A 20856-nucleotide genomic window follows, 5' to 3' on the forward strand; every position below is an offset into this window, starting at 1 on the left:
AACCTGTCTCAGTCCAGCGCACTTTGGGTGAAGAAATGCTTGCGAATGCGCTGCACCAGTTCGGTGAAGGCGGGATCCGCCATCGCATCCAGCGAGCGCGGGCGCGGCAACGGCACATCGTAAATCGCGGCGATCGCGCCGGGTCGCTCGGTCATGACCAGCACGCGGTCGGCGAGGAACACCGCTTCCGGTATAGAATGCGTGATCAGCAGCACGGTCTTGCCGGTCTCGCGCTGGATCCGCATCAGCTCGACGTTCATCTTCTCGCGCGTCATGGCGTCGAGCGCGCCGAACGGCTCGTCCATCAGCATGATCTTGGGATCGTGCACCAGCGCGCGGCAGATCGAGGCGCGCTGCTGCATGCCGCCGGATAATTGCCAGGGCAGTTTCTTCTCGAAGCCTTCGAGCCCGACCAGTTTCAGCAGCGCTTTCGCCCGCGGCAGATATTCGTCGCGCGGCAGCCGTTTCATGTCGATCGGCAGCATCACGTTGGAAAGGATGTTGCGCCATGGCAGCAGCAACGCGTTCTGGAACACGATGCCGACATTGCCGTGCGGTTTTGTGACTTGCTCGCCGTCGACCAGGATCTCGCCGGCAGACGGCGCGAGCAGGCCTGAAATCATCTTGAGCAGCGTGGACTTGCCGCAGCCGGACGGGCCGACCACCACGAAGAACTCACCCTCATTGATGTGGAAATCCAGCGGCCGCAGCGACGGCACATCGCCGTCGCGCGAGCGATAGGTTTTCGAGACGCCGGACAGCGTGATGCCCGGCGCAGCGCTGCCCGCGCGATCCGACACCAGGCGCAGGTGAGCGCTTGATGGGTCCACACTAGTTGCCTTGGTCACAGCGCTCATTCAGCCAAGCCCATTCAGGAGGTTGCTGTCGTCCCTGCGAAAGCAGGGACCCATACGCCGTGCCCTTTCGTTCGGGCACGGGGATGGAGACCTTCTGCAACAACGCAGGCCGGTGGCTATGGGTCCCTGCTTTCGCAGGGACGACGATGGTTGCGTCATCAATGGCTCACGAACCGCCCTGCGGCAGATAGTCGTTGGTGTAAAACGCCTTCGGATTGTCCTTGGCCTTGGCATCCAGCCCGCCGTATTCGACCATCAGATTGACCGTGTCGGTCATGTTCTGGTCGGTCACCTGGAACGGCCGCTTGTTCTTGGTTTCCGGCGTGCGGTAGAGCGGGATCGTCAGCTCAAAACCTTGCGTCAGCGTTTCGATCTTGCCGCCCTTCGGGTTGGCGTCGAGGATCGACTGCGCCGCGCCCTTGGCATCCTTCTCGGCGGCTTCGACCGCCTTGGTCGTCGCCGACATGAAGCGCTTGACCAGATCGGCATTAGCCTTGACGAACTCGGTGTTGGCGACGACGCCGGAGCAGACCATGTTGATGCCGTAGTCGGCGAACTTGATCGCGTTGACGTCCTTGCCGGTCGCGTCCTTGATCTTCATCGACTGGTCCATGACGTAGCCGAGCAGGAGGTCAGCCTGGCCGTTGATGACGGCGTTGAGCTTGGTCTGGCCGTCACCGGCCACGGTCTGGAAGTCGCTTTCCTTCAGGCCGGTCTTCTTCAGGAACAGCGGCCAGATCTGCGTCATCGAGTCTGCCGGCGTGATCGCCACCGTCTTGCCCTTGATGTCCTCGGGCTTCTTGATGTTCTTTTCGACAAAGCCCATCGCCGACATCGGGCTGGTCTGCAACAGCACGCCGGTGGCGACGATCGGGGCGCCCTTCACGGCCGCGCGCATCATGGTCGGCACGTCGACATAGCCGAAATTGGCGGTCTTGGCCGCAACCGCCTGCGTGGTCGCTGCCGAACCGCGGCCTTCCTGGATTTCGAGGTCGATACCCTCGGCGGCATAGATGCCCTTGGCCTTGCCGTAATAGAACGGCGCGTGCTCGCCATAGACGTACCAGTTCAGCATCAGCACGACCTTGTCGGCGGCGGATGCGGGAAGCACTGAAAGCGCGGTCCAGATCAAGGCGGCGGAGATCGCCGCTGTCGTTCGTATCATGGTCATTCTCCCGTTGGTATTGATGCGGCCCTTGGGCAGGCCGCTTGTTGGTTTGGCCTACGAAGCAAAAATGATGTCCTCGCGCTGGCTGACATGCCAGGGGATCACGAGGCTTTCGATCCGGTCGACGATCCAGAACAGGACCACGCCGAGCAGCGCGAGAATGACCAGGGCTGCAAACATCGTCGGCAGGTCGAAGGTGCCGATCGAGCGCTGCAGCACATAGCCGATGCCCGAATTGGAACCGACGAATTCGCCGACCACGGCGCCGACCACGGCGAGCGTGATCGAGACCTTCAGCCCGGAGAAGATCGCGGGCATCGCATGCGGCAGGTTGACGGCACAAAATACGCGGAAGCGGCTGCCCTGCATGGCGCGGGCGAGATCGACCATATCGGGATCGACCGATTTAAAACCCTGCACGGCGGACACCACGACGGGGAAGAAGCCGAGCAGGAACGCCGAGATCACCTTCGGAATGATGCCAAAGCCGAACCACACCACGAAAAGCGGCGCGATCGCGATCTTCGGCACGGACTGCGAGAACACCAGCAGCGGATAGACGTAGCTTTCCACCGTCTTCGATCCTGCGATCAGCATGGCGACGGGAATGCCGAACAGCGCCGACAGCAGGAAGCCGCAGATGGTGGCGTAGGTGGTGGGCCAGGCCTGACGAAGCAGCTCCGGCCAATCGGTCCACAGCACAGCCACCACATCGCCGGGCGCGGGGATCTGGTAGGCGGGAATCCGGAACACGCGGATGGTGAGGTCCCAGGCCACCACGATGAAGAGCAGAAACAAAAATGGCCGCACCCACGCAGCATTCAGCGCTTTCGACACGCCACTCTCGCGCTTCAGCTCCGCCACGTCCCGCTCCCTGATAACAGTCTTTTCGGGATAGAAATTAACCCGTTGGATAAATACTGGCAAGCGGCTTTTCGTGCGGCAATTTGGACTGCCGCCGTCGTTCCTGCGAACGCAGGAACCCATAGCCGCCGGCGTCAATTGTTACTGCGGGATCAACGACTACCGCCTGGACATCGAGGCCGCAGCGTGTGGGTCCGTGCTTTCGCAGGGACGACAAAAATCAGACCGGCTGATGCGCCGGCGACCGCACGCCCGGCAATTCGGCCTTGCCGAAATCCGCCGTGGATTTCCCCGTCAACGCCGCCAGCACCAGCGCCACCATGTGGGCGAGGCGCTCGTCCCTCGCCTCCTTCTTCAGGAGGTCGCGGCCGAAGATCACGCTGAGCGTGGCGCAGTTGGAGAGATAGAAGAAGCACAGCGCGGCGATCGAGATGTAGAGCTGGACCGGATCGACGGCGACGCGAAAATCGCCGCTCTCAACGCCGCGCGTCACCACGGTGCGGATCATCTCGACGAACGGCGAGTGCATCGATTTGACCTTGGTCGACCGCTTCAGATGGCGGGCTTTGGCGAGGTTCTCGGTGTTGAGCAGCGCCAGGAATTCCGGGTTGCGGAGGAAATAGTTCCAGGTGAAATCGATCAGCCGCTCGATCGCCTCGGGCGGGTCGAGATGTTCGAGATCGAGCCCGCGCTCCTCGGAACGGATCTTCTCATAGGCGCCTTCGAGCACCGCGAGGTAGAGGTTTTCCTTGTTGCCGACGTGGTAATACAGCATGCGCTTGTTGGCGCCGGCATTCACCGCGATGCGGTCGACACGGGCTCCGGCCAGGCCATGGGCGGCGAATTCCTGCTTGGCGGCCTCGAGGATGCGAAGCCGCATCCCTTCGGGGTCCCGCTGCCATTTCTGAACGTGTTTTGCCTTTGCCAAATCAGCTTGCTCAATGATCCCAGGGCACAAGCTGTAGCATGCGCGGAAAGCTTTGAGAATGAAGGTTGTTCACCCTCGCCTCACGCATCCTTCCCAGCCGACGGCTGCACCAGCAACGTCGGGACGCCGCACGTCCCGCTGCGCACCGTCATGACCCGCGTCCCCGGCTTGCGGCCGGTGCGGATTTCCGAGACGTCGACGCCGGCCTCAACCAGCCGCGCATGGGTGGCGTCGATGTCGGAGACCCGCCAGCACAGGCCGCCCAGCCGATCCTGCGACGTATCGGTCTCCTTGCCGGGCCGATGCGTGACCTCGACAATGAGGTCGCCACAGCGGAAGAACATCAGCCGGCCCCAATCCGGGTGCGAACGATCGAGCGCCATATCGAGGCCAAGCCGCGCGCCATACAGGGCGGCGGCCCGCTCGGGGTCCGACGTCGAGACCACGACATGGTCCATCGCCGTGATCGATCCGGTCGTGGTTCGCGCCGACAGCGGCCGCTCCTTGTCGCGTTCGAGGAAGAACAGGCGGACGCCGCGCGAGGCCTCCGTTGCCGTTCGCGTGCGCTTCCATGATAGCGTCGCACCCGAGATTGCGTCGCGGCTTTCGACCTCGGCAACGGGGTCGGGCTTCAGCGTCAGCCGGTCCAGCCTGCGATGCATCCTGGCGATGTCGCTGGTCCGGAAGCAGATGCTTGCCAGCCCCTCGCCCTGTGCGGCCAGCACCGCACGGATTCGATCTGCGTTCTCGTCCTCGCCGTTCGGCGCCACCAATTCCAGCGTCGTGTTATCGAGCGTGAACAGGACGCGATCGGCGCCGCCGCCGCTATACTGCCAGGCCGGTGCGCGCGCAAACAAGGTCTGGTAGGCGGCGGAGGCCGCATTGATATCGCCGGTGAGAACGACGACGTGGTCGAGGCCGGTGATCACGGGAACAGACCTCGCGTGTTCTTGGCGGCACGGACCTTCTCCACGCCGATCGCCATCGCCGCGGTCCGATGCGGGATATTGTCTGCCCTGGCGCGCGTTACCATGGTATCGAAGGCGCGATCGAGGATGGCGTATTCGCGTCGCGTCACTTCCTCTTCCTCCCAGAACAATTGCTGCAAATCCTGCACCCATTCGAAGTAGCTGACCACCACGCCGCCGGAATTGCAGAGAATGTCGGGAATCAAAAACACCTCGCTTTGGCGCTTTTCCAGCACGAGATCGGCGTCCGGTGTGGTCGGGCCATTGGCGCCCTCGGCCAGCACCCGGCATTTGAGATTTTCGGCGACCTTCGCATCGATCACCCGCTCCATCGCCGCCGGCACCAGCACGTCGCATGGCAGCGTGAGAAGCGCCTCGGGATCGAATGTCATCTGGTTGGAGAAGCCGGCGATGCTGCCATGCGTGCCCGCATGCCGCATCAGCGCCGGAATATCCAGCCCGGCCGGATCGTGCAGCGCGCCGGTGTGATCGCTGACGGCGATGATCTTCAGCCCATATTGATGCAGCTCCAGCGCCGCGTAGGAGCCGACATTGCCAAAACCCTGGATGACGGCGGTCGCGGTGCCTGGATTGATCGACAGCTCCTTCAGCACCCGTCTGGCGAGATAAGCGACACCGCGTCCCGTCGCTTCGCGCCGGCCAAGCGTACCGCCCGACGATACCGGCTTGCCGGTGACGATCTCGGTCACGGTGCGGCCCTGGTACATCGAATAGGTGTCCATGAACCAGGCCATCACCTGCTCATTGGTGCCCATGTCGGGCGCCATGACGTCGGTATGCGGACCGACGAAGGGAATCATCTCCTGCATATAGCGCCGCGACAGCGCCTCCAATTCGCGCTTGGAAATGGTGGAGAGATCGACATTGATGCCACCCTTGGCGCCGCCATAGGGCAGCCCGACGAGAGCGCATTTCCAGCTCATCCAGATCGCAAGCGCTGCGACCTCGCCGATGTCGACGGAGGGCGCGAAGCGCGTGCCGCCCTTGGTCGGACCGAGGGTGAGGTGATGCTGCACCCGGTAGCCCTCGAATACGGCGACCGTGCCATCGTCGCGGTGAATCGGACAGGAAATGGTGATGGCCCGCTTCGGCATCAGGATTCGGCCGCGCTCGTCCATCGGGATTTCGAGATGGTTGGCGATGACGCCAAACTGGTTAACCGCCATGTCGAACACCGGACCGGAATAAACGGTCATCTTCCCTCCACTTTTGTCGCGCCGCCCGGAAACCTGGGCCGCCGTCGGCCGTTATACGGCAGTATGCCCAAGACCCCTAGGGACGGTCGTATTCTCCTCATACTCCCATCTCAAGCTGCAAAGACGGCACGGTTGCGAATAATTTCAGCGAATGCATCCGATAAGCGGTGCTAATGTATCTGCGCCGGGCCGGGACCACCCCTTAAGCTCATGACGGAAAACGAATGCAGGCTCTCTTCATCGGACAGACCTATATCGACGTTACCTTCATCACCGACCACATGCCGACCGGCGACGAAAAACATGTGGCCTCTGCCTACGCAGTGTCGTTTGGCGGCAATGCCGTCACCGCGGCGTTCTGCTGCGCCAAGCTCGGCATCGTGCCCGACCTGATCGCAACCGTCGCCAACGACTGGCTCGGCCGCATGTTTCAGGACATGAGCGCGAAATACGGAATCTCGATCCATCCGCGCAAGGTCAACTCCTCGTCACTGTCCTTCATCATGCCGAAAGACGGCAAGCGCGCCATCGTACGCTGCCGCGACGACGAGCATATCCACCCGTTTCCGATCCTCAATTTGAAGGGCTGCCGCGCGCTGCATGTCGACGGCCATCAGCCGGATGCTGCAATCCATTACGCCAGGCTCTGCCGCGAGGACGGCATCCTGACCTCGCTCGACGGCGGCGGCCTGCGCACCAATACCCATGAGCTGCTGGAATTCATCGACGTCGCCATCGTTGCCGAGCGGCTGTGCGAGCAGATGGACAAGACGCCGGACGCCATGCTCGACTATCTCAAGAGCCGCGGCTGCAGGGTCGGCGGCGTCACCATGGGAGAGCAAGGCCTGCTCTGGTATGACGAGGCCGGCGCGGTCCGCAGGCTGCCGGCGCTGCCGATCGCGCGCGAGCGCGTGATCGATACCAACGGCGCCGGTGACGTGTTTCATGGCGCCTACGTGTTTTCGTATCTCAACAATCCCTCGAAAGGCTGGCAGGACCATTTCGAGTTTGCGCGCGCGGCCTCGACCTACAAGATCCAGCGCCTCGGCAACGAGGCTGGATTGCCGACGCTTGCCAATATCGATGCCGTCAGGCAGGAGTTCCAGATCGGGCGCAAGAAGGAATTTTGGGATTAGGCAATTTGGGGACTAGCATGGGGAGCGTCTTCGTTGCCGGAAGCATCAACATGGATGTGGTGGCGACCGCCAGCCGGCATCCCCGGGTCGGCGAGACCGTCGCCGGTCAGGCCGTGCATTATTTTCCGGGCGGCAAGGGTGCCAACCAGGCGGTGGCCGCCGCCAAGCTCGGCGCGCCGGCCACGCTGATCGGGCGAGTCGGCACGGATGCTTTCGGGCAGCAGTTGCGCACGTTTCTCGCCGCGCAAGGCGTCGACATCGCCTTGGTCAAGGACACCGCGGATATTCATACCGGAACGGCCATCATCACCATCGCCGACGCCGACAACACCATCGTGGTCGTGCCCGGCGCCAATGCGCTGGTCAGTGCCGAGGATGTCGCCGCCCCCCTGCTGGCCAAGGGCGACGTCGCCGTCAGCCAGTTCGAAATTCCGCAAGCGACAATCGGCGCCTTCTTCAAACGGGCACGTACGGCCGGGGCGACCACCATCCTCAACCCGGCGCCAGCGATTAGCTGTGGACCCGAGTTACTCGATCTTGTCGATATCCTCATCCTCAACGAGACCGAGCTTGGGCTTCTCGCACAGACCGAACTTCGTGATACCGACGAGCCCGCCCGTTTCATCGGAGCAGCGCGGCGCCTGCCAACCGCTTCAGACAAGATCATCTGCGTCACCTTGGGCAAGCGTGGCGTGCTTGCGCTTGTCGACGGCGAGCCCTCGCTGATTGCGGGGCGTGCCGTGAAGGCGGTGGACACCACCGGCGCCGGCGATTGCTTCGTCGGCGCCCTCGCCGCGCAGTTGGCTGGCGGCACGGCCATCGGCGACGCGCTCAACTACGCCAATGCCGCCGCATCGATCTGCGTACAGCGGATGGGCGCCGCGCCATCGATGCCGACGGCCGCCGAGGTGGCGGCGGTTTTACGTTCGTAGCCCGGATGTAGACTTCGTAGGGTGGGCAAAGGCGCGTTTGCGCCGTGCCCACCATCACACACTCCGCAAGAATGGTGGGCACGCGGAGCCTGTCATCGGGCGCGCATTCGCGCGACCCGGTGGCTTTGCCCACCCTACGGAGTATCAACCGAGCGCAGCCTTCAGGTCGAAGCTGCTGTCAGCCGCCTGCTCGGGCGTGATCGAGCCGTGGGCGGCAAGCAGGCGCCGTCCGAACATGTGGTCGCCCGCACGGTTGACGGACTCGATGCCGACCAGCTGCCCGGCCTTGTAGCAAAAGGCGGAGAATGCGCCCGCGGCACGATCGCCACGCACCGCCACACGGTCATAGCCGGTGGTCAGCCCCACCATCTGCAGCTTGTCGGGGCCCTGATCGCTCCAGAACCACGGCAGGCCGTCATAAGGCTTGGCATCGCCGGTCAGCCGGGCGGCAACGCAACGCGCGTGGTCGGTGGCGTTCTGCACCGACTCCAGCCGCAACGAGCCGCCGAACCGCGGGCTCGCATACAGCGCGCAATCACCTATTGCCGAGACGTTCGGATCGGAGGTCAGCAGATGCTCGTCGACAATGATTCCGGCCGCGACCGTCAGCCCAGCCTCCGCCGCCAGTTCGACGTTGGGCAGGACGCCGACGCCGACCACGATCAGGTCGGCTTTGATATGCCGCCCGTCGCTGAGGCTCACACCGGTGACCTTGCTGCCGTCGCTCTCGATGCTGGTGACCTGTACGCCGAGATGAATCCGGATACCGGCCGCGGCGTGCCGCGATTGAAAGTGTTCCGAGATTTCCGAAGTCACCGCACGCGCCATCACCCGCGGGGCGAGCTCGATGACGTCAACTTCGAGGCCCTTGGCCCGGGCGGTCGCAGCGAATTCCAGGCCGATGAATCCGGCTCCGATCACGATGACGCGCTGGCCCGGAGCGATGTAGTCGCGCAGGGACTGACTTTCGTCGAGCGTCCGCAAATAGCGCACGCTGTCGAGATTGGCGTTGGGAATATCAAGCAGGCGATTGCGCGCACCGGTCGCCAGCACCAGATGACCGTAATCGAGCGAAGCGCCAGAGGCGAGCAACACCTTGCGCGCGGCGCGATCGATCGATACCGCGCGATCGGAGATCAAATCGATGTTCTGGTCGGAATAGAATTTTTCCGGCCGGAACATCAGGCTGTCGGGTCCGCCGGTTCCCTTCAGATAGGCCTTGGATAGCGGCGGCCGCTGGTACGGCAGATGGCCTTCATCGTTCAACAGCGCGATGCGTTCGGAAAAGCCGTGCTGGCGCAGCGACATCGCAAGCTGAAAGCCCGCATGGCCCGCGCCAATGATGACAACCGGTCCCGCCGTCATGGGAACATCCTACGTTCGAGCGCACGGGAATGACCCATGTCGTTTCCTCTCCACTGATTTTGGCTTGCCTGTCTCGTCCCTTGGAAGCGGCGCTCGTGTCCGTTCCGAACGATGACAGGCCCTATCTGACCTCATGACGCGAAGAGAGGCAAGAGCGCCGTGGCCCAGAAGGGATGGATCGTGGCGTATTTTGCGGACCTCGCCGGGGATTGTCACCTCTTACCTTCTGCTATTTAAATGCTGGTCCCGCTTCAAGCCGAGGCCCCGCCATGCCGACCTCCGATGATACCGCTGCCAGCGCCCCCGCCCTGCTCCGGATCGAGGGGCCGATTGCCACCATCACCCTGAACCGGCCCGCGGCCTTCAATTCCATCAATCTGTCGATCGCTCAAAAGCTCGAGCAGCTCGGCAGCGAGGTCGAGGGCAACGACGATATTCGTGTGCTTGTCATCGAGGGCGAAGGCCGCGCCTTCTCCGCCGGCGGCGATCTGCAGACCATTGGAGCCGCCGCCGCCAACGATACCATCGCGCCCGTGGTCGGCGAGTTGCTGAAGCACTACCACGCCTTCATCGAGACGGTGCGGCGGATGCCGAAGATCGTTCTCTCCAGCGTCCACGGCTCCGCTGCCGGCGCCGGGATGGGGCTGGCCTTCGTCACCGATCTCTGCATCGCCGCCGATGACGCCCGCTTCACGCCGGCCTATGCCAAGATCGGCGTCTCGCCGGACGGCGGCAGCACGGTCGGCATGGTCGGCACCGTGGGCACCCGCCGCGCGCTGCAGATATTCCTGGCCGAAGACAGTTTTACCGCGCAGCAGGCCTATCAATGGGGCCTGGTCGCCCGCGTCGTTCCGGCCGCGGAACTGAAGGCAGAGACGCGCAAATTCGCCGAGCGGCTGGCGCAGAACCCGCCCGCGGCGATCGCAGGCACCAAGTCGCTGATCTATCAGGCCGCCGTTACGCCGACCAGGCAGCAACTCGATGCCGAGGAAAAGGGGATCATCGAAGCCATGCTTACCGATGATTTCCGCGTCGCGGTGAAGAAGTTCACCAGCAAGTCGAAGTGAAGCGATTGGCCACGCCGTCGCGCTCTTTTCTGTGCCTCCGCCACGGCGTCACCGACTGGAACGCCCAAGGCCGGTTTCAGGGCCGCACTGATAATCCCTTGAACGATGAAGGCATCTCGCAAGCACAGGCGGCCGCCGATCGGTTGGGCAAGCTTTCATTCGACCATGTCGTCGCCAGCCCGCTCGCCCGCGCGCGGCAGACTGCCGAGATTATCGCCGCCGCGGTCCGCAAGCCGCTCGACATCGATGACGGCATTATCGAATGCGACTTCGGCAGCCTCGAGGGCACGTCGATCGCGGAGACAATGAAGGCGCACGGCCTGAAGACGGTGGAAGACCTGGTTTCCATCCTGCCGCCGGATGGTGAGCCGTGGCCGTCGATCTCCACGCGTTCACTGCGCTGCGTCAGCCAATGGCTCGACCGTCATCCGCGGGCCATGATTCTGTTCGTCTGCCACGACGCGGTGATGCAGGCGATGTCGGAAGCACTGTGCGGCCGGTGGATCGACAACCGCCACGGCACGCCGTTCAGGTTCGAGCGAACCGGCGATGTGTGGCGTGTGGGTGAGGTTTGAGCTGTCATCATCCGCGAAAGCGGATGATCCAGTACGCCGCGGCTCCTCGATCTCATTCACCGCCGCGGGTTACTGGATCCCCCGCCTTCGCGGGGGATGACGATCGAGGATGCAGGTTTAGTTCGGACAAATATATCCCGTCCCCGACGGCGACTTGAAGCAGCCAACCGATTCCGGAATCACCTGCTTTGGCAGCCACAGCACGACCTTCGGGAAATAGATCGCGAAGGTGATGGTCACGAGGAACACGACGTAGATCGGCAGCGCCGCGCGTAACGCCTTGGAGAACGGGACGCCGACGAATTTCGACGCCATCAACAGCACCAACCCATAGGGCGGCGTAATCAGCCCGAATGCCAATGTCGCGATCAGCACGACACCCATGTGAACGGCGTTGATATCGCCGGCCTGGGTCAGCGTGTTCACCAGCGGCATGAAGATGATGATGGTCGGCACCGGCTCGATGAAATCACCGACCACGGTGAACAGCAGCACCAGCAAAAGCATCATCAGATGCGGATCGTTGCCGGCGAGCGAGGTGATCCATTCGGCGATCACGGAGGCACCGTGCAGGTAGGCGAGCATCCAGCCGAAGGCATTGGCGGCACCGATGGTGATCAGCGGCAATGAGAAGATCAGCCCGGCCAGACAGAAATCGTAGGGAATGTTCTTGATGTGGCCGCGGTTGAGCGCCGGGATCACCACGACGATGATCCAGATCACGGCGACGACGCCGGCTTCCGTCGGCGTGAAATATCCGGTGAGGATGCCGCCCAACAAAATCACCGGGATCATCAGCGGCAGCGCGGCATCGCCAGCCGCAAACACGACCTGGCGCAGCGGCGCGCGCGGCTTTTGCATGCCGGAGGGGCCGAAGAAATAGCAATAGATCATCAGGCCGAAGCCGATCATCAAACCGGGCACCACGCCGGCCATGAACAGTCCGGCGATCGAGACATTGCCGACCGCGCCATAGACCACGGCGGTAATGCTCGGCGGCACCAGCGCGGCAATGGTGGAAGCGGAAGCGATGATGGCCGCGATGAAGGCGGGGCTATATCCCTCCCGTTTCATCGGGCCGCCGAGCGCGCGGCTCATCACCGCGACATCGGCGGTGGTCGAGCCCGACATTTCCGAGAAGAACATCGAGAACACGACGACGACCTGCGACAACCCGCCCCTGATGTGCCCGACCAGCGATAGCGAGAGATTGGCTATTCGCACCACGACATTGGCCGAACTCATCAACTCTCCGACCAGCAGGAAGAAGGGTATCGCCAGCAGCGCTTCCGAATCCACGCCGTCGAACACCTTCTGGATGATTGCCGCCAGCGACACGTCGGCCAGAATCGCGCCGACGAACACGCCCGCCATCAGCGAGAACGGCACGGGCACGCCGAGATAGCCGAAGAACAGGAAGCAGAACGTCATTATGCCGAGGATGAGAGGCGGACTCACGGCTGCGCCCTCGTCGGCACGGCGGCATCGACCGGCGGCATATCGCGGTCTATTTCCGGAGGTTCGGGATGGTCAAATCCGTTGCGGATGCCGTTGACCAGTTGCTCGACCGTGAACAGCGCGATCAGCACGCCGGATAAAGGGATCGCCGCATACAGCGAGGCAATCGGCGTGCCCGACGGCAGGCGGAAACTGCCAAACCCCCGGAGGTAGTTGAGGTAGCCAAACCAGATCAGGACAAAGGCCACTCCGAGCACCGCGATGCGAATGATGATCTCGACGATCAGACGCGGCGTACCGTGCATCGCCTCGGAAATCGCGGTCAGATACAGGTGATCGTTGCGGCGGGTGGCGACGGCGGAGCCGATGAAGATGGCGTAGATGAAGAGCGTGGAGGTCGCCTCCTGCAGCCACAACCAGGGATGACCGATGGTCCGCGTGACGATGTCGCAGGTCACAAACAGCGAGAAGCCGAAACACAGCACGCCGCAGACGATCATCAGCGCCAGTTCGAGCCGGTCAAACGCCTGCCATTTCAGATGACGCTGCCGCTGCAGCACAAGTTTGTCGGCGATGGACATTCGTCAAGTTTCCCCGTCGTCCCGGCCTGGTGCGCAATTGCGCACTGGGCGCCGGGACCCATAACACCGGCGGTATTGATCAAAGGAGGTCGCGCCCTTCGTGCCCAACACATCAAGCGCGGAGTATGGATCCCGGCGCCCAGTGCGCAATTGCGCATCAGGCCGGGACCCTCGTGGAAACGCCGACGCCTAATTCACCGCCCGGATCAAATTCTTGATCTTCTCGGCGTGCGGACCGAGATCCTTGGCCAGCTTATCCAGATAGGGATCGGCGATCGTCGTAAAGCTCTTCTTGTCGACATCAGTGACGATCTTGACCCCGATCGATTTCAGCTTGGCCGCCGCGGACCTCTCCAGTTCGAAGGCCTTCCCCGGCTCCTTCTGGCTGACTTCATCGCCCGCCGCCAACACCCACTTCTTCTGTTCGGCGGAAAGGCTCTGCCACAGCTTGTCGCTGATGAAGACGAGCGCGTTGTTGGCTTCATGCTCGGTCAGGTTCAGCACCGGCGCCACTTCATAGTGCTTGTTGACGAGATAGACGTTGATGCTGTTCTCGGCGACCTCGACCACGCCGGTCTGCAGCGAGGTGTAGACGCTGCCGAACGGCATGTGCACGGTCTGTGCGCTATAGGCCGGAAACATGGTGTCCTCGGTGGCGGTGGCCTGCACGCGGATCTTCAGGCCCTTGATGTCGCCAACGTTACGAATTTCCTTCTTCGAATACATGTGACGGACGCCCTGCGAGCCGGTCGCGATGACGTGCAGGCCCTGCGTGGTCTCGTCGATCATGGTCTTGAGCGCTTCGAATACCTTGGGATCGGCCAGCCCCTTGATCACATGATTTTCGTCGCGGAAAAGGAAATGCAGAGACATCACGCCGGCCTGCGGCGAAATCGTCGCAGTATTGGCCGAGGAAATGATCGCAAAATCGATATCGCCTGCCTTCACCAGTTGCAGCAGCTGCGGCTCCTGCCCGAGCTGTGCGCCAGGATACTGATCGATCAACATCGTGCCCTTGCTCAACTCCTTGAGCTTGTCGGCAAACAGGTCGCCTGCAACGGAATAGCCGGTGTTGCGGGGCTGATCGTAGGCAAAGCGGTAACGCTTGGCCTCCTGGGCGCCTGCGCTCGCGGCGAACATAATGGCGGCGGCGGCCAAGGCCGCACCGATAAACCTGGCTGGATTTCGCATCTGCCATTTCCCCCTGTTTTAATTTTGTTGGATCATCCCATCATGAACGCGGGATTGTCAATAAAGTATCGTTATTGGAGCATCCAAACGGACCAAAGCGGGGCTATCGAGGCAGATTGTCGACAATGAAACTTCAGAGCAGATTTACCCCTCGCCCTGCCCGCGCATGAAATCGAAGTCGCAGCCCTCGTCGGCCTGCAAAATCGTCTCGTGGAACAGGTGCGCGTAACCGCGTTTGGCCCAATCGGGCGTGACGGCCGGTGCAAGCGCCGCGCGGCGCTTCGCAAGCTCCGCCGCGTCGACCAGGAGATCGATGCTGCGTTTCGCGACATCGAGCCGGATCATGTCGCCGTTCTTCACCAGCGCCAGCGGACCACCCACGGCGGATTCCGGCGTGATGTGCAGCACGATGGTGCCGAACGCGGTGCCACTCATGCGCGCGTCCGATATCCGCACCATGTCCTTGACGCCGCCGCGTGCGAGTTTCTTCGGGATCGGCAGATAGCCCGCCTCCGGCATGCCGGGTGCTCCCTTGGGGCCGGCATTGCGCAGCACCAGCACATCGTCGGCGTTGACGTCGAGATCGGGATCGTCGACCCGCAACGTCATGTCTTCAACGGACTCAAATACGACAGCACGGCCGGTGTGCTGCAACAGTTTCGGGCTTGCCGCCGAGTGCTTGATCACGGCGCCGCGCGGCGCAAGGTTGCCGTGCAGCACCGCCATCGCGCCTTCCGGCTTGATCGGATTGCTGCGGGCGCGGATCGCATCCTGGCCCGGCACTTCTTCGGCACCGGCCACGACATCGCGCAGCGTCGCACCGGTGATGGTCCTGGCATCGAGATCGATGAGATCGCCGAGTTGCGCCATCAGCTTCGGCAGGCCGCCGGCATGATGGAAATGCTCCATGTAGTGCTCGCCTGACGGTTTCAGGTCGATCAGCACGGGCACCTCGCGGCCGAGTTGGTCGAAGGCTTCGAGATCGACGCGATGTTTGGTGCGGTTGGCGATCGCGGTCAGATGAATGAGCCCGTTGGTCGAACCACCGATTGCCTGCAGCACCACCTGCGCATTGCGGAATGATGCGGCGGTCAGAAACTCGCTCGGCTTTGGTCCCTTCGCCTTGGCCATCGCGGCGGCGACTTTGCCGCTTGCCTCCGCCGAGCGAAAGCGCTCGGCATGCGGCGCCGGGATCGTCGCGCTCATCGGCAGCGACAGACCGAGCGCTTCGGTAATGCACGCCATGGTCGAGGCGGTGCCCATCACCATGCAGGTGCCAACCGATGGCGCGAGGCGCCCGTTGACGGCTTCGATTTCGACGTCGTCAATTTCGCCGGCGCGATATTTTCCCCACAGCCGTCGGCAATCCGTGCACGCCCCGAGCACCTCGCCCTTGTGATGCCCGACCACCATCGGCCCCACCGGAATGACGACGGTCGGCAGATCGGCGCTGACCGCGGCCATGATCTGCGCCGGCAGGGTCTTGTCGCATCCGCCGATCACGACCACGGCGTCCATCGGCTGTGCGCGGATCATCTCCTCGGTGTCCATCGCCATCAGATTGCGCAGATACATCGAGGTCGGAAACGCAAAGCTCTCGGCGATCGAGATGGTCGGGAACACCATCGGCATCGCGCCGTTCAACATCACCCCGCGCTTCACCGCTTCAATGATCTGCGGAACGTTGCCGTGGCAGGGATTGTAGTCGCTGTAGGTATTGGTGATGCCGACGATCGGCCTGTTCAGCGCATCATCCGAATAACCCATCGCCTTGATGAAGGCCTTGCGCAGGAACAGCGAGAAGCCAGCGTCGCCATAACTCGTAAGTCCCTTGCGAAGTCCGTCGGCCATTTTTTCTTCCTGTCGTTGCGGGACGGCACTTAAGGAGCCCGCCGAATTATTGTCAATGCTTGATTATTTAGCGCAAATACGGCTCACTTTGCCGCATCCAGCGTGATATTATTGACAATAATGCGAGTGCGTGCTGACTTCCGGCCATGACCGGAACCGTCTGTCCATGAATCAACCATTGCGCATTGGCCTGATCGGCGCCGGCATGGTGAGCCGTCATCATCTCATCGCCTGGGCGAGCCTATCAGATCAGGCCCTCGTCGTGGCGGTCGCCGATCCCTCCAGCGAAAACGCCGCGCGGCGCGCGACCGAGTTCGGGATTCCGCAAACCTACGCCGACGCCGAGGCGATGCTCGCGGCTGCGGCGCTCGACGCCATCGATATCGCAGCCCCCCGCGAGATGCACGCGCCGCTGGTGCGACTCGCCGCCAAACACCGGCTGCCGGTGCTTTGCCAGAAGCCGCTCGCACCCAATCTGCAGGAGGCGACCGAACTCGCCGCCGAGGTCGAGGGTTCGACGCGCCTGATGGTGCATGAGAACTGGCGCTTTCGTGGCTATTACCGTGACGCGGCGGCATGGCTGCGCGAGGGCCGCATCGGCAACGTCAAGCAGGCGCAGCTGACGCTGCTGACGTCAGGCGTATTGCCGGGACCGGACGGGCTCTGCCCGGCGCTGGAGCGGCAGCCCTTCATGCGCCGTGAACGGCGCATGCTGGTCGCGGAAGTCTTGATCCATCATCTCGACACGCTGCGTATGCTGCTCGGCCCGCTGCAGGTGACCGCGGCGCAGCTCTCCCGGTCCAGCGATCTCCTGGTCGGCGAAGACGGCGCGGTAATCCAGCTTCGAACCGCCAACGGTGCTGGCGTCTCGGTCTTCGCCAGCTTCGCCGCCCACGGACATCCAGCCGCGCAGGTCGACCGGCTGGAGATTCTGGGCGACAAGGGAGCCATCAAGCTCGACGGGCCATCGCTGACATGCTCGGGCGCATCGCCCGGCGAGCGCATCTACGATATCGCCACCGAGTATCAGGGTTCCTATAACCGGACGATCGCGCATTTCGTGAAATCGCTCCGCGACGTTTCGCCCTTCGAGACGGCACCTCAGGACAATCTCGAGACCTTGCGGCTGGTCGAGGATTGCTATCGGCTGTCGGGCTGGGAGGCCTTGCGATGAAGCCGCAGGAAACGCAGACCGAGACTTCCGCGCCGACGCGCGAGGAGGAGCAGGCGGAAGTCATCCGCCGGCTGGAAGAGGACATCATCTTCGGCCGCTTCGCGCCGGGGTCGCGGCTGGTCGAGGACACGCTGATGACGCGCTACGGCGCCAGCCGGCACTTCGTGCGGCAGGCGCTGTTCCAGCTCGAGCGCCAGGGCATCGTGCTGCGCGAGAAGAACATCGGCGCCACGGTGCGGTTCTATTCAGCCGAGGAAGTGCGTCAGATCTACGAGGTGCGGGAAATGCTGACGCGGCAGGCGGCGCTGATGATCGCCCTGCCCGCCCCCGCCAGCCTGATTGCGCAGTTGAACGAATTGCAGCGGCAATACTGCGCCAGGGCCGACGCGCAGGATTTGCGCGGCATCCACGAGGCCAACGACGCCTTTCACGTCGCGCTGTTCTCGGCCTGCGGCAACCCGTATTTGGTGCGCTCGCTGCAGGACTACATGAACCTGACACTGCCGATGCGCGCCAAGAATCTCGCCGACAGGGAGGGGCTGGCGCTATCCCGCCGCCAGCACGAACTGATGATCGAGCTGTTGAAAGGCCGCGACAGCTGGGCGCTGGCGCAGCTCTGCGTCGATCACATGCAGTTCAGCAAGTCGGACTATCTCGGGCGCATCGCCGGGGATGAGGGCAAGCGCTAGCGCTTGCTCCAGTCCACGATCCTATCCTTGTCGCCGTCGAACTCCATGCTGCAGAAGGTGCCGCCCTGGTAGAAGTCGCCGACCGGATCCGGCTTGAGCTTGGCCTGCTCGGCCATCGCGTGTTCGCGGAAATCTTCTCCGCGGCCGGTCGGGCGATAACCGAGCTCATAGGCGCGATGATTGTCCCACCAGGCACGCTCATTGTAGGAGGCGCCGTAGAAGATCTCGAAGTGAATATCGGGATGATCGAGCCCGATGCGGCAGAGCTGCACAAGGTCTTCCGGCTTCAACCAGATCGAAAGCCTGCGATGGTCGAGCGGCATCTCGCCGAAATTGCCGATCCGGATACAGGTGACGCCAAGGCCGTGCTTGTCGGCATAGAGCGCGCCGACCGCCTCCCCGAACACCTTGCTGACGCCGTAGCGGCTGTCGGGGCGCGCGGTGACGTCGGTGCCGATCCGGTGATGGCGCGGGTAGAAGCCGACCGCATGGTTCGACGAGGCGAACACCAGGCGCTTGACGCCCTTCCTGCGCGCGGCCTCGAACAGATTGTAGCCGCCGATGATGTTGGCCTGAAGGATGTCCTCCCAGGGGCCCTCGACCGAATAGCCGCCGAAATGCAGGATGCCGTCGACGCCTTCGCAGATCGCTTCGACCTGCGACATGTCGGCGAGATCGGCCGCCTTGAACTTCTCGTCCTTAGCCAGGTCGGCCGGCGCCTTCAAATCGCTCAGCACCAGGTCCGGATAGATCGGCGGCAGCAGCTTGCGCAAGGATGTGCCGATCCCGCCGGCGGCGCCGGTCATCAATATGCGTGGCATTTCGTTCCTCTTATCTCGCGACCGATTTGCGGTCATTAGCCGGGAATGATAGCAACCTCAAACGCTCAGGAAACGCAACAACGAGATCAGCAAATGTCCGATGCAGCATCGCATTCAGCCGGCTGGCGCCCGGCGACGTATTACCCCGATCCGGCCATCCGTGCACTCGATCCGCGCTTTGAGAAGTATTGGCTGAAGCTGTCGGCGGTGGAACGGCTGACCACCGGCCTGCGCTGGGCCGAAGGGCCGGTGTGGTTCGGCGACGGGCGGTATCTGCTGTGCAGCGACATTCCGAACCAGCGCATCCTCAAGTGGGAGGAGGAAACCGGCCAAGTCAGCATCTTCCGCGAGCCTTCGAATTTCGCCAATGGCAACACCCGCGACCGTCAGGGGCGCCTCGTCACCTGCGAGCACGGCGGCCGCCGCGTCACCCGCACCGAATATGACGGATCGATCACAGTGCTGATGGATTCCTTCGACGGCAAGCGGCTGAACTCGCCGAACGACGTCGTCGTGAAGTCCGACGGCTCGATCTGGTTCACCGATCCGGTGTTCGGCCTGCTCGGCAATTACGAGGGCTACAGGGCCGAGCCCGAGATCGACATGAACGTCTACCGGATCGACGGTGCGACCGGCAAAGCGACTATCGTCGCCGACGGCGTGCTGGGACCGAACGGGCTGGCCTTCTCGCCCGACGAAAAGATCCTCTATGTCATCGAGTCCCGCGGCGTGCCCACCCGCAAGATCCTCGCCTATGACGTCTCGCCTTCCGGCGACAAGCTTTCCAACAAGCGCGTGTTTGTCGATGCCGGACCAGGCACGCCGGACGGTTTTCGCGTCGATATCGACGGCAATCTGTGGTGCGGCTGGGGCATGGGCGATCCCGAGCTCGACGGCGTCGTCGTGTTCGCGCCCGATGGCGTCATGATCGGCCGCATCGCCCTGCCCGAGCGCTGCGCCAATCTCTGCTTCGGCGGTGTGAAGCGCAACCGCCTGTTCATGGCCGCGAGCCAGTCGATCTACGCGCTCTATGTGAACACGCAGGGCGCGCCGGGCGGATAGGCCTGCGCGCGCCTCACCCCTTCTTCTCCTGTGCGTCGGCGGTTTGCTTGACGAGCGCGTCTTCAAACGCCTTTTCCAGCGTCGCGGCGTAGGCGTTGAACTCGCCGGGATTGACGAACGGATTGGGCGCGCCATCCGAGAGCATGGCACGCTTGTCCTGCATCCTGTACATTTCCGGATGCGGCGCGAGCAGCACATCCACCTTCATGTCCTTGGCCCGTGCGAACGTCTTCCTGTAATCGGTAACGATCCCGGAATAGGTCGGGTTGGTCACGAGGCGGTTCAGCGCCACGGTGCCGCTGCAGAAGATGAGCACGGAGCGCGTTGCGTCGCCGTCCTTCACCGAGAATTCCCAACTCGTGCAACCGGGCGAATGGCCGGGGGTTTCACGGGCGGTCAGCGTCACCTCTCCCACGCTGACCGTGTCGCCCTCGCGCACCGTGCGATCGACCTTCACCGGCGGAAACGCCAGCGCAGCGTCTTCCTGCGCGCCCGGATAGTAGCCGCCTTCAAGCAGCGGCTTGTCGGCTTCGCCGGCGATCATCTGGGCGCCGCTGGCCTGCTTCATTTCGGCAAGGCCGCCGGTGTGATCGATATGCGCATGGGTATTGACGAGGTATTTGATGTCGGAGACCTTGAAGCCGAGTTTCTCGATGCTGGCTTTGATCTGCGATGTTGCTTCCGGCATCACCGTATCCACCAGGATATGGCCCTGCGGCGACGTGATCAGGTAGGACGCCAGGCCGTCGGTTCCGACATAGTAGACGTTGCCGATCATCTTGAACGGCTCGGTCGGCGTGTTCCACTTTACCTTGAGGGTTTCGAGCAGATCCTTGACGGTCTGGGCCTGTGCTGCGTCGGCAAGCGGCAATAGCGCGACCAGTGCCATGACGATTTTATTCACGGGCGTCCTCCATTTTTTCTTGTTGCGTCGTCGCCGCGTCGGCATCGA

The 20856-nt window shown here is 62.9% G+C and carries 20 protein-coding genes; 7 read left to right on the plus strand and 13 right to left on the minus strand.

Going from position 1 to position 20856, the window contains the following annotated elements; translation table 11 throughout:
- Positions 1 to 8 precede the first annotated feature (8 nt).
- The 6 genes from ACVWVY_RS36400 to ACVWVY_RS36425 all read right to left on the minus strand — a co-directional run bounded on the left by ACVWVY_RS36400 (position 9) and on the right by ACVWVY_RS36425 (position 6002).
- Positions 9 to 830: an ABC transporter ATP-binding protein gene (locus ACVWVY_RS36400; RefSeq protein ID WP_456630918.1), complete on the minus strand. Its 822-nt coding sequence runs from the start codon at positions 828 to 830 to the stop codon at positions 9 to 11.
- Positions 831 to 1023: 193 nt separating this feature from the next.
- The gene (locus ACVWVY_RS36405; RefSeq protein WP_456630919.1) at positions 1024 to 2022 is read right to left on the minus strand and encodes an ABC transporter substrate-binding protein; all 999 of its coding nucleotides are present in this window, start codon (positions 2020 to 2022) and stop codon (positions 1024 to 1026) included.
- Positions 2023 to 2079: 57 nt separating this feature from the next.
- Positions 2080 to 2889, minus strand: coding sequence for an ABC transporter permease (locus tag ACVWVY_RS36410; protein WP_456630920.1), 810 nt, complete (start codon positions 2887 to 2889; stop codon positions 2080 to 2082).
- A 220-nt stretch (positions 2890 to 3109) separates the two neighbouring features.
- Positions 3110 to 3769, minus strand: coding sequence for a TetR family transcriptional regulator (locus ACVWVY_RS36415; protein WP_456630921.1), 660 nt, complete (start codon positions 3767 to 3769; stop codon positions 3110 to 3112).
- Between the two features lie 128 nt (positions 3770 to 3897).
- Complete coding sequence (locus tag ACVWVY_RS36420; protein ID WP_456630922.1) at positions 3898 to 4746, minus strand: VOC family protein; 849 nt, start codon at positions 4744 to 4746, stop codon at positions 3898 to 3900.
- Entirely contained in the window at positions 4743 to 6002 is a 1260-nt protein-coding gene (locus tag ACVWVY_RS36425) for a Glu/Leu/Phe/Val family dehydrogenase (protein WP_456630923.1), read from the minus strand. The genes ACVWVY_RS36420 and ACVWVY_RS36425 overlap by 4 nt, the downstream gene beginning before the upstream one ends.
- Before the next feature lie 224 nt (positions 6003 to 6226).
- Between ACVWVY_RS36425 and ACVWVY_RS36430 the strand changes: the two genes are divergently transcribed.
- The gene (locus ACVWVY_RS36430) at positions 6227 to 7138 is read left to right on the plus strand and encodes a sugar kinase (protein WP_456630924.1); all 912 of its coding nucleotides are present in this window, start codon (positions 6227 to 6229) and stop codon (positions 7136 to 7138) included.
- Between the two features lie 17 nt (positions 7139 to 7155).
- Positions 7156 to 8070, plus strand: a complete 915-nt coding sequence (locus ACVWVY_RS36435) for a ribokinase (protein WP_456630925.1) — start codon at positions 7156 to 7158, stop codon at positions 8068 to 8070.
- Between the two features lie 144 nt (positions 8071 to 8214).
- Here the strand turns inward: ACVWVY_RS36435 and ACVWVY_RS36440 are convergent, their stop codons facing one another.
- Positions 8215 to 9435, minus strand: coding sequence for an NAD(P)/FAD-dependent oxidoreductase (locus tag ACVWVY_RS36440; RefSeq protein WP_456630926.1), 1221 nt, complete (start codon positions 9433 to 9435; stop codon positions 8215 to 8217).
- Positions 9436 to 9704: 269 nt separating this feature from the next.
- On the opposite strand from ACVWVY_RS36440, the gene ACVWVY_RS36445 reads away from it, so the two are divergent.
- Both ACVWVY_RS36445 and ACVWVY_RS36450 read left to right on the plus strand, forming a co-directional pair.
- Positions 9705 to 10502: an enoyl-CoA hydratase/isomerase family protein gene (locus ACVWVY_RS36445; RefSeq protein WP_456630927.1), complete on the plus strand. Its 798-nt coding sequence runs from the start codon at positions 9705 to 9707 to the stop codon at positions 10500 to 10502.
- Positions 10499 to 11077, plus strand: a complete 579-nt coding sequence (locus ACVWVY_RS36450; RefSeq protein ID WP_456630928.1) for a histidine phosphatase family protein — start codon at positions 10499 to 10501, stop codon at positions 11075 to 11077. The genes ACVWVY_RS36445 and ACVWVY_RS36450 overlap by 4 nt, the downstream gene beginning before the upstream one ends.
- Positions 11078 to 11194: 117 nt before the next feature.
- Here ACVWVY_RS36450 and ACVWVY_RS36455 read toward each other — a convergent pair whose 3' ends face one another.
- From ACVWVY_RS36455 to ACVWVY_RS36470, 4 genes are all read right to left on the minus strand, one after another.
- Positions 11195 to 12508, minus strand: a complete 1314-nt coding sequence (locus ACVWVY_RS36455; protein WP_456632399.1) for a TRAP transporter large permease — start codon at positions 12506 to 12508, stop codon at positions 11195 to 11197.
- A 23-nt stretch (positions 12509 to 12531) separates the two neighbouring features.
- A complete protein-coding gene (locus ACVWVY_RS36460) occupies positions 12532 to 13116 on the minus strand; it encodes a TRAP transporter small permease (protein WP_456630929.1) in 585 nt (194 codons plus the stop codon).
- A 189-nt stretch (positions 13117 to 13305) separates the two neighbouring features.
- Entirely contained in the window at positions 13306 to 14307 is a 1002-nt protein-coding gene (locus ACVWVY_RS36465) for a TRAP transporter substrate-binding protein (RefSeq protein WP_456630930.1), read from the minus strand.
- 144 nt (positions 14308 to 14451) lie between these two features.
- Entirely contained in the window at positions 14452 to 16158 is a 1707-nt protein-coding gene (locus tag ACVWVY_RS36470; RefSeq protein ID WP_456630931.1) for an IlvD/Edd family dehydratase, read from the minus strand.
- 166 nt (positions 16159 to 16324) lie between these two features.
- On the opposite strand from ACVWVY_RS36470, the gene ACVWVY_RS36475 reads away from it, so the two are divergent.
- Both ACVWVY_RS36475 and ACVWVY_RS36480 read left to right on the plus strand, forming a co-directional pair.
- Positions 16325 to 17332 carry a Gfo/Idh/MocA family protein gene (locus ACVWVY_RS36475; RefSeq protein ID WP_456630932.1) on the plus strand — a complete coding sequence of 336 codons (1008 nt, stop codon included), beginning with the start codon at positions 16325 to 16327 and terminating at the stop codon, positions 17330 to 17332.
- Positions 17329 to 18021 (plus strand): GntR family transcriptional regulator, encoded by a 693-nt coding sequence (locus tag ACVWVY_RS36480; RefSeq protein WP_456630933.1) that lies wholly within the window; start codon positions 17329 to 17331, stop codon positions 18019 to 18021. Before ACVWVY_RS36475 ends, ACVWVY_RS36480 begins: the two co-directional genes overlap by 4 nt.
- On the opposite strand, the gene ACVWVY_RS36485 is transcribed toward ACVWVY_RS36480, so the two are convergent.
- Complete coding sequence (locus ACVWVY_RS36485; protein ID WP_456630934.1) at positions 18018 to 18842, minus strand: NAD-dependent epimerase/dehydratase family protein; 825 nt, start codon at positions 18840 to 18842, stop codon at positions 18018 to 18020. The genes ACVWVY_RS36480 and ACVWVY_RS36485 overlap by 4 nt on opposite strands.
- A 93-nt stretch (positions 18843 to 18935) precedes the next feature.
- On the opposite strand from ACVWVY_RS36485, the gene ACVWVY_RS36490 reads away from it, so the two are divergent.
- On the plus strand, positions 18936 to 19904 hold the full coding sequence (locus tag ACVWVY_RS36490; RefSeq protein ID WP_456630935.1) for an SMP-30/gluconolactonase/LRE family protein: 969 nt from the start codon (positions 18936 to 18938) through the stop codon (positions 19902 to 19904).
- 13 nt (positions 19905 to 19917) lie between these two features.
- Here the strand turns inward: ACVWVY_RS36490 and bla are convergent, their stop codons facing one another.
- A complete protein-coding gene (gene bla / locus ACVWVY_RS36495; RefSeq protein WP_456630936.1) occupies positions 19918 to 20808 on the minus strand; it encodes a subclass B3 metallo-beta-lactamase in 891 nt (296 codons plus the stop codon).
- Positions 20809 to 20856: the final 48 nt, after the last annotated feature.

The organism is Bradyrhizobium sp. URHC0002 (genome assembly GCF_054059515.1).

Excerpts from the sequence above, each read along its gene's own strand:
- ACVWVY_RS36405 (WP_456630919.1), bottom strand. The coding sequence starts at position 2,022 with ATGATACGAACGACAGCGGCGATCTCCGCCGCCTTGATCTGGACCGCG.
- ACVWVY_RS36415 (WP_456630921.1), bottom strand. The coding sequence starts at position 3,769 with ATGCGGCTTCGCATCCTCGAGGCCGCCAAGCAGGAATTCGCCGCCCAT.
- ACVWVY_RS36425 (WP_456630923.1), bottom strand. The coding sequence starts at position 6,002 with ATGACCGTTTATTCCGGTCCGGTGTTCGACATGGCGGTTAACCAGTTT.
- ACVWVY_RS36430 (WP_456630924.1), top strand. The coding sequence starts at position 6,227 with ATGCAGGCTCTCTTCATCGGACAGACCTATATCGACGTTACCTTCATC.
- ACVWVY_RS36435 (WP_456630925.1), top strand. The coding sequence starts at position 7,156 with ATGGGGAGCGTCTTCGTTGCCGGAAGCATCAACATGGATGTGGTGGCG.
- ACVWVY_RS36440 (WP_456630926.1), bottom strand. The coding sequence starts at position 9,435 with ATGACGGCGGGACCGGTTGTCATCATTGGCGCGGGCCATGCGGGCTTT.
- ACVWVY_RS36445 (WP_456630927.1), top strand. The coding sequence starts at position 9,705 with ATGCCGACCTCCGATGATACCGCTGCCAGCGCCCCCGCCCTGCTCCGG.
- ACVWVY_RS36455 (WP_456632399.1), bottom strand. The coding sequence starts at position 12,508 with ATGACGTTCTGCTTCCTGTTCTTCGGCTATCTCGGCGTGCCCGTGCCG.
- ACVWVY_RS36460 (WP_456630929.1), bottom strand. The coding sequence starts at position 13,116 with ATGTCCATCGCCGACAAACTTGTGCTGCAGCGGCAGCGTCATCTGAAA.
- ACVWVY_RS36465 (WP_456630930.1), bottom strand. The coding sequence starts at position 14,307 with ATGCGAAATCCAGCCAGGTTTATCGGTGCGGCCTTGGCCGCCGCCGCC.
- ACVWVY_RS36470 (WP_456630931.1), bottom strand. The coding sequence starts at position 16,158 with ATGGCCGACGGACTTCGCAAGGGACTTACGAGTTATGGCGACGCTGGC.
- ACVWVY_RS36475 (WP_456630932.1), top strand. The coding sequence starts at position 16,325 with ATGAATCAACCATTGCGCATTGGCCTGATCGGCGCCGGCATGGTGAGC.
- ACVWVY_RS36480 (WP_456630933.1), top strand. The coding sequence starts at position 17,329 with ATGAAGCCGCAGGAAACGCAGACCGAGACTTCCGCGCCGACGCGCGAG.
- ACVWVY_RS36485 (WP_456630934.1), bottom strand. The coding sequence starts at position 18,842 with ATGCCACGCATATTGATGACCGGCGCCGCCGGCGGGATCGGCACATCC.
- ACVWVY_RS36490 (WP_456630935.1), top strand. The coding sequence starts at position 18,936 with ATGTCCGATGCAGCATCGCATTCAGCCGGCTGGCGCCCGGCGACGTAT.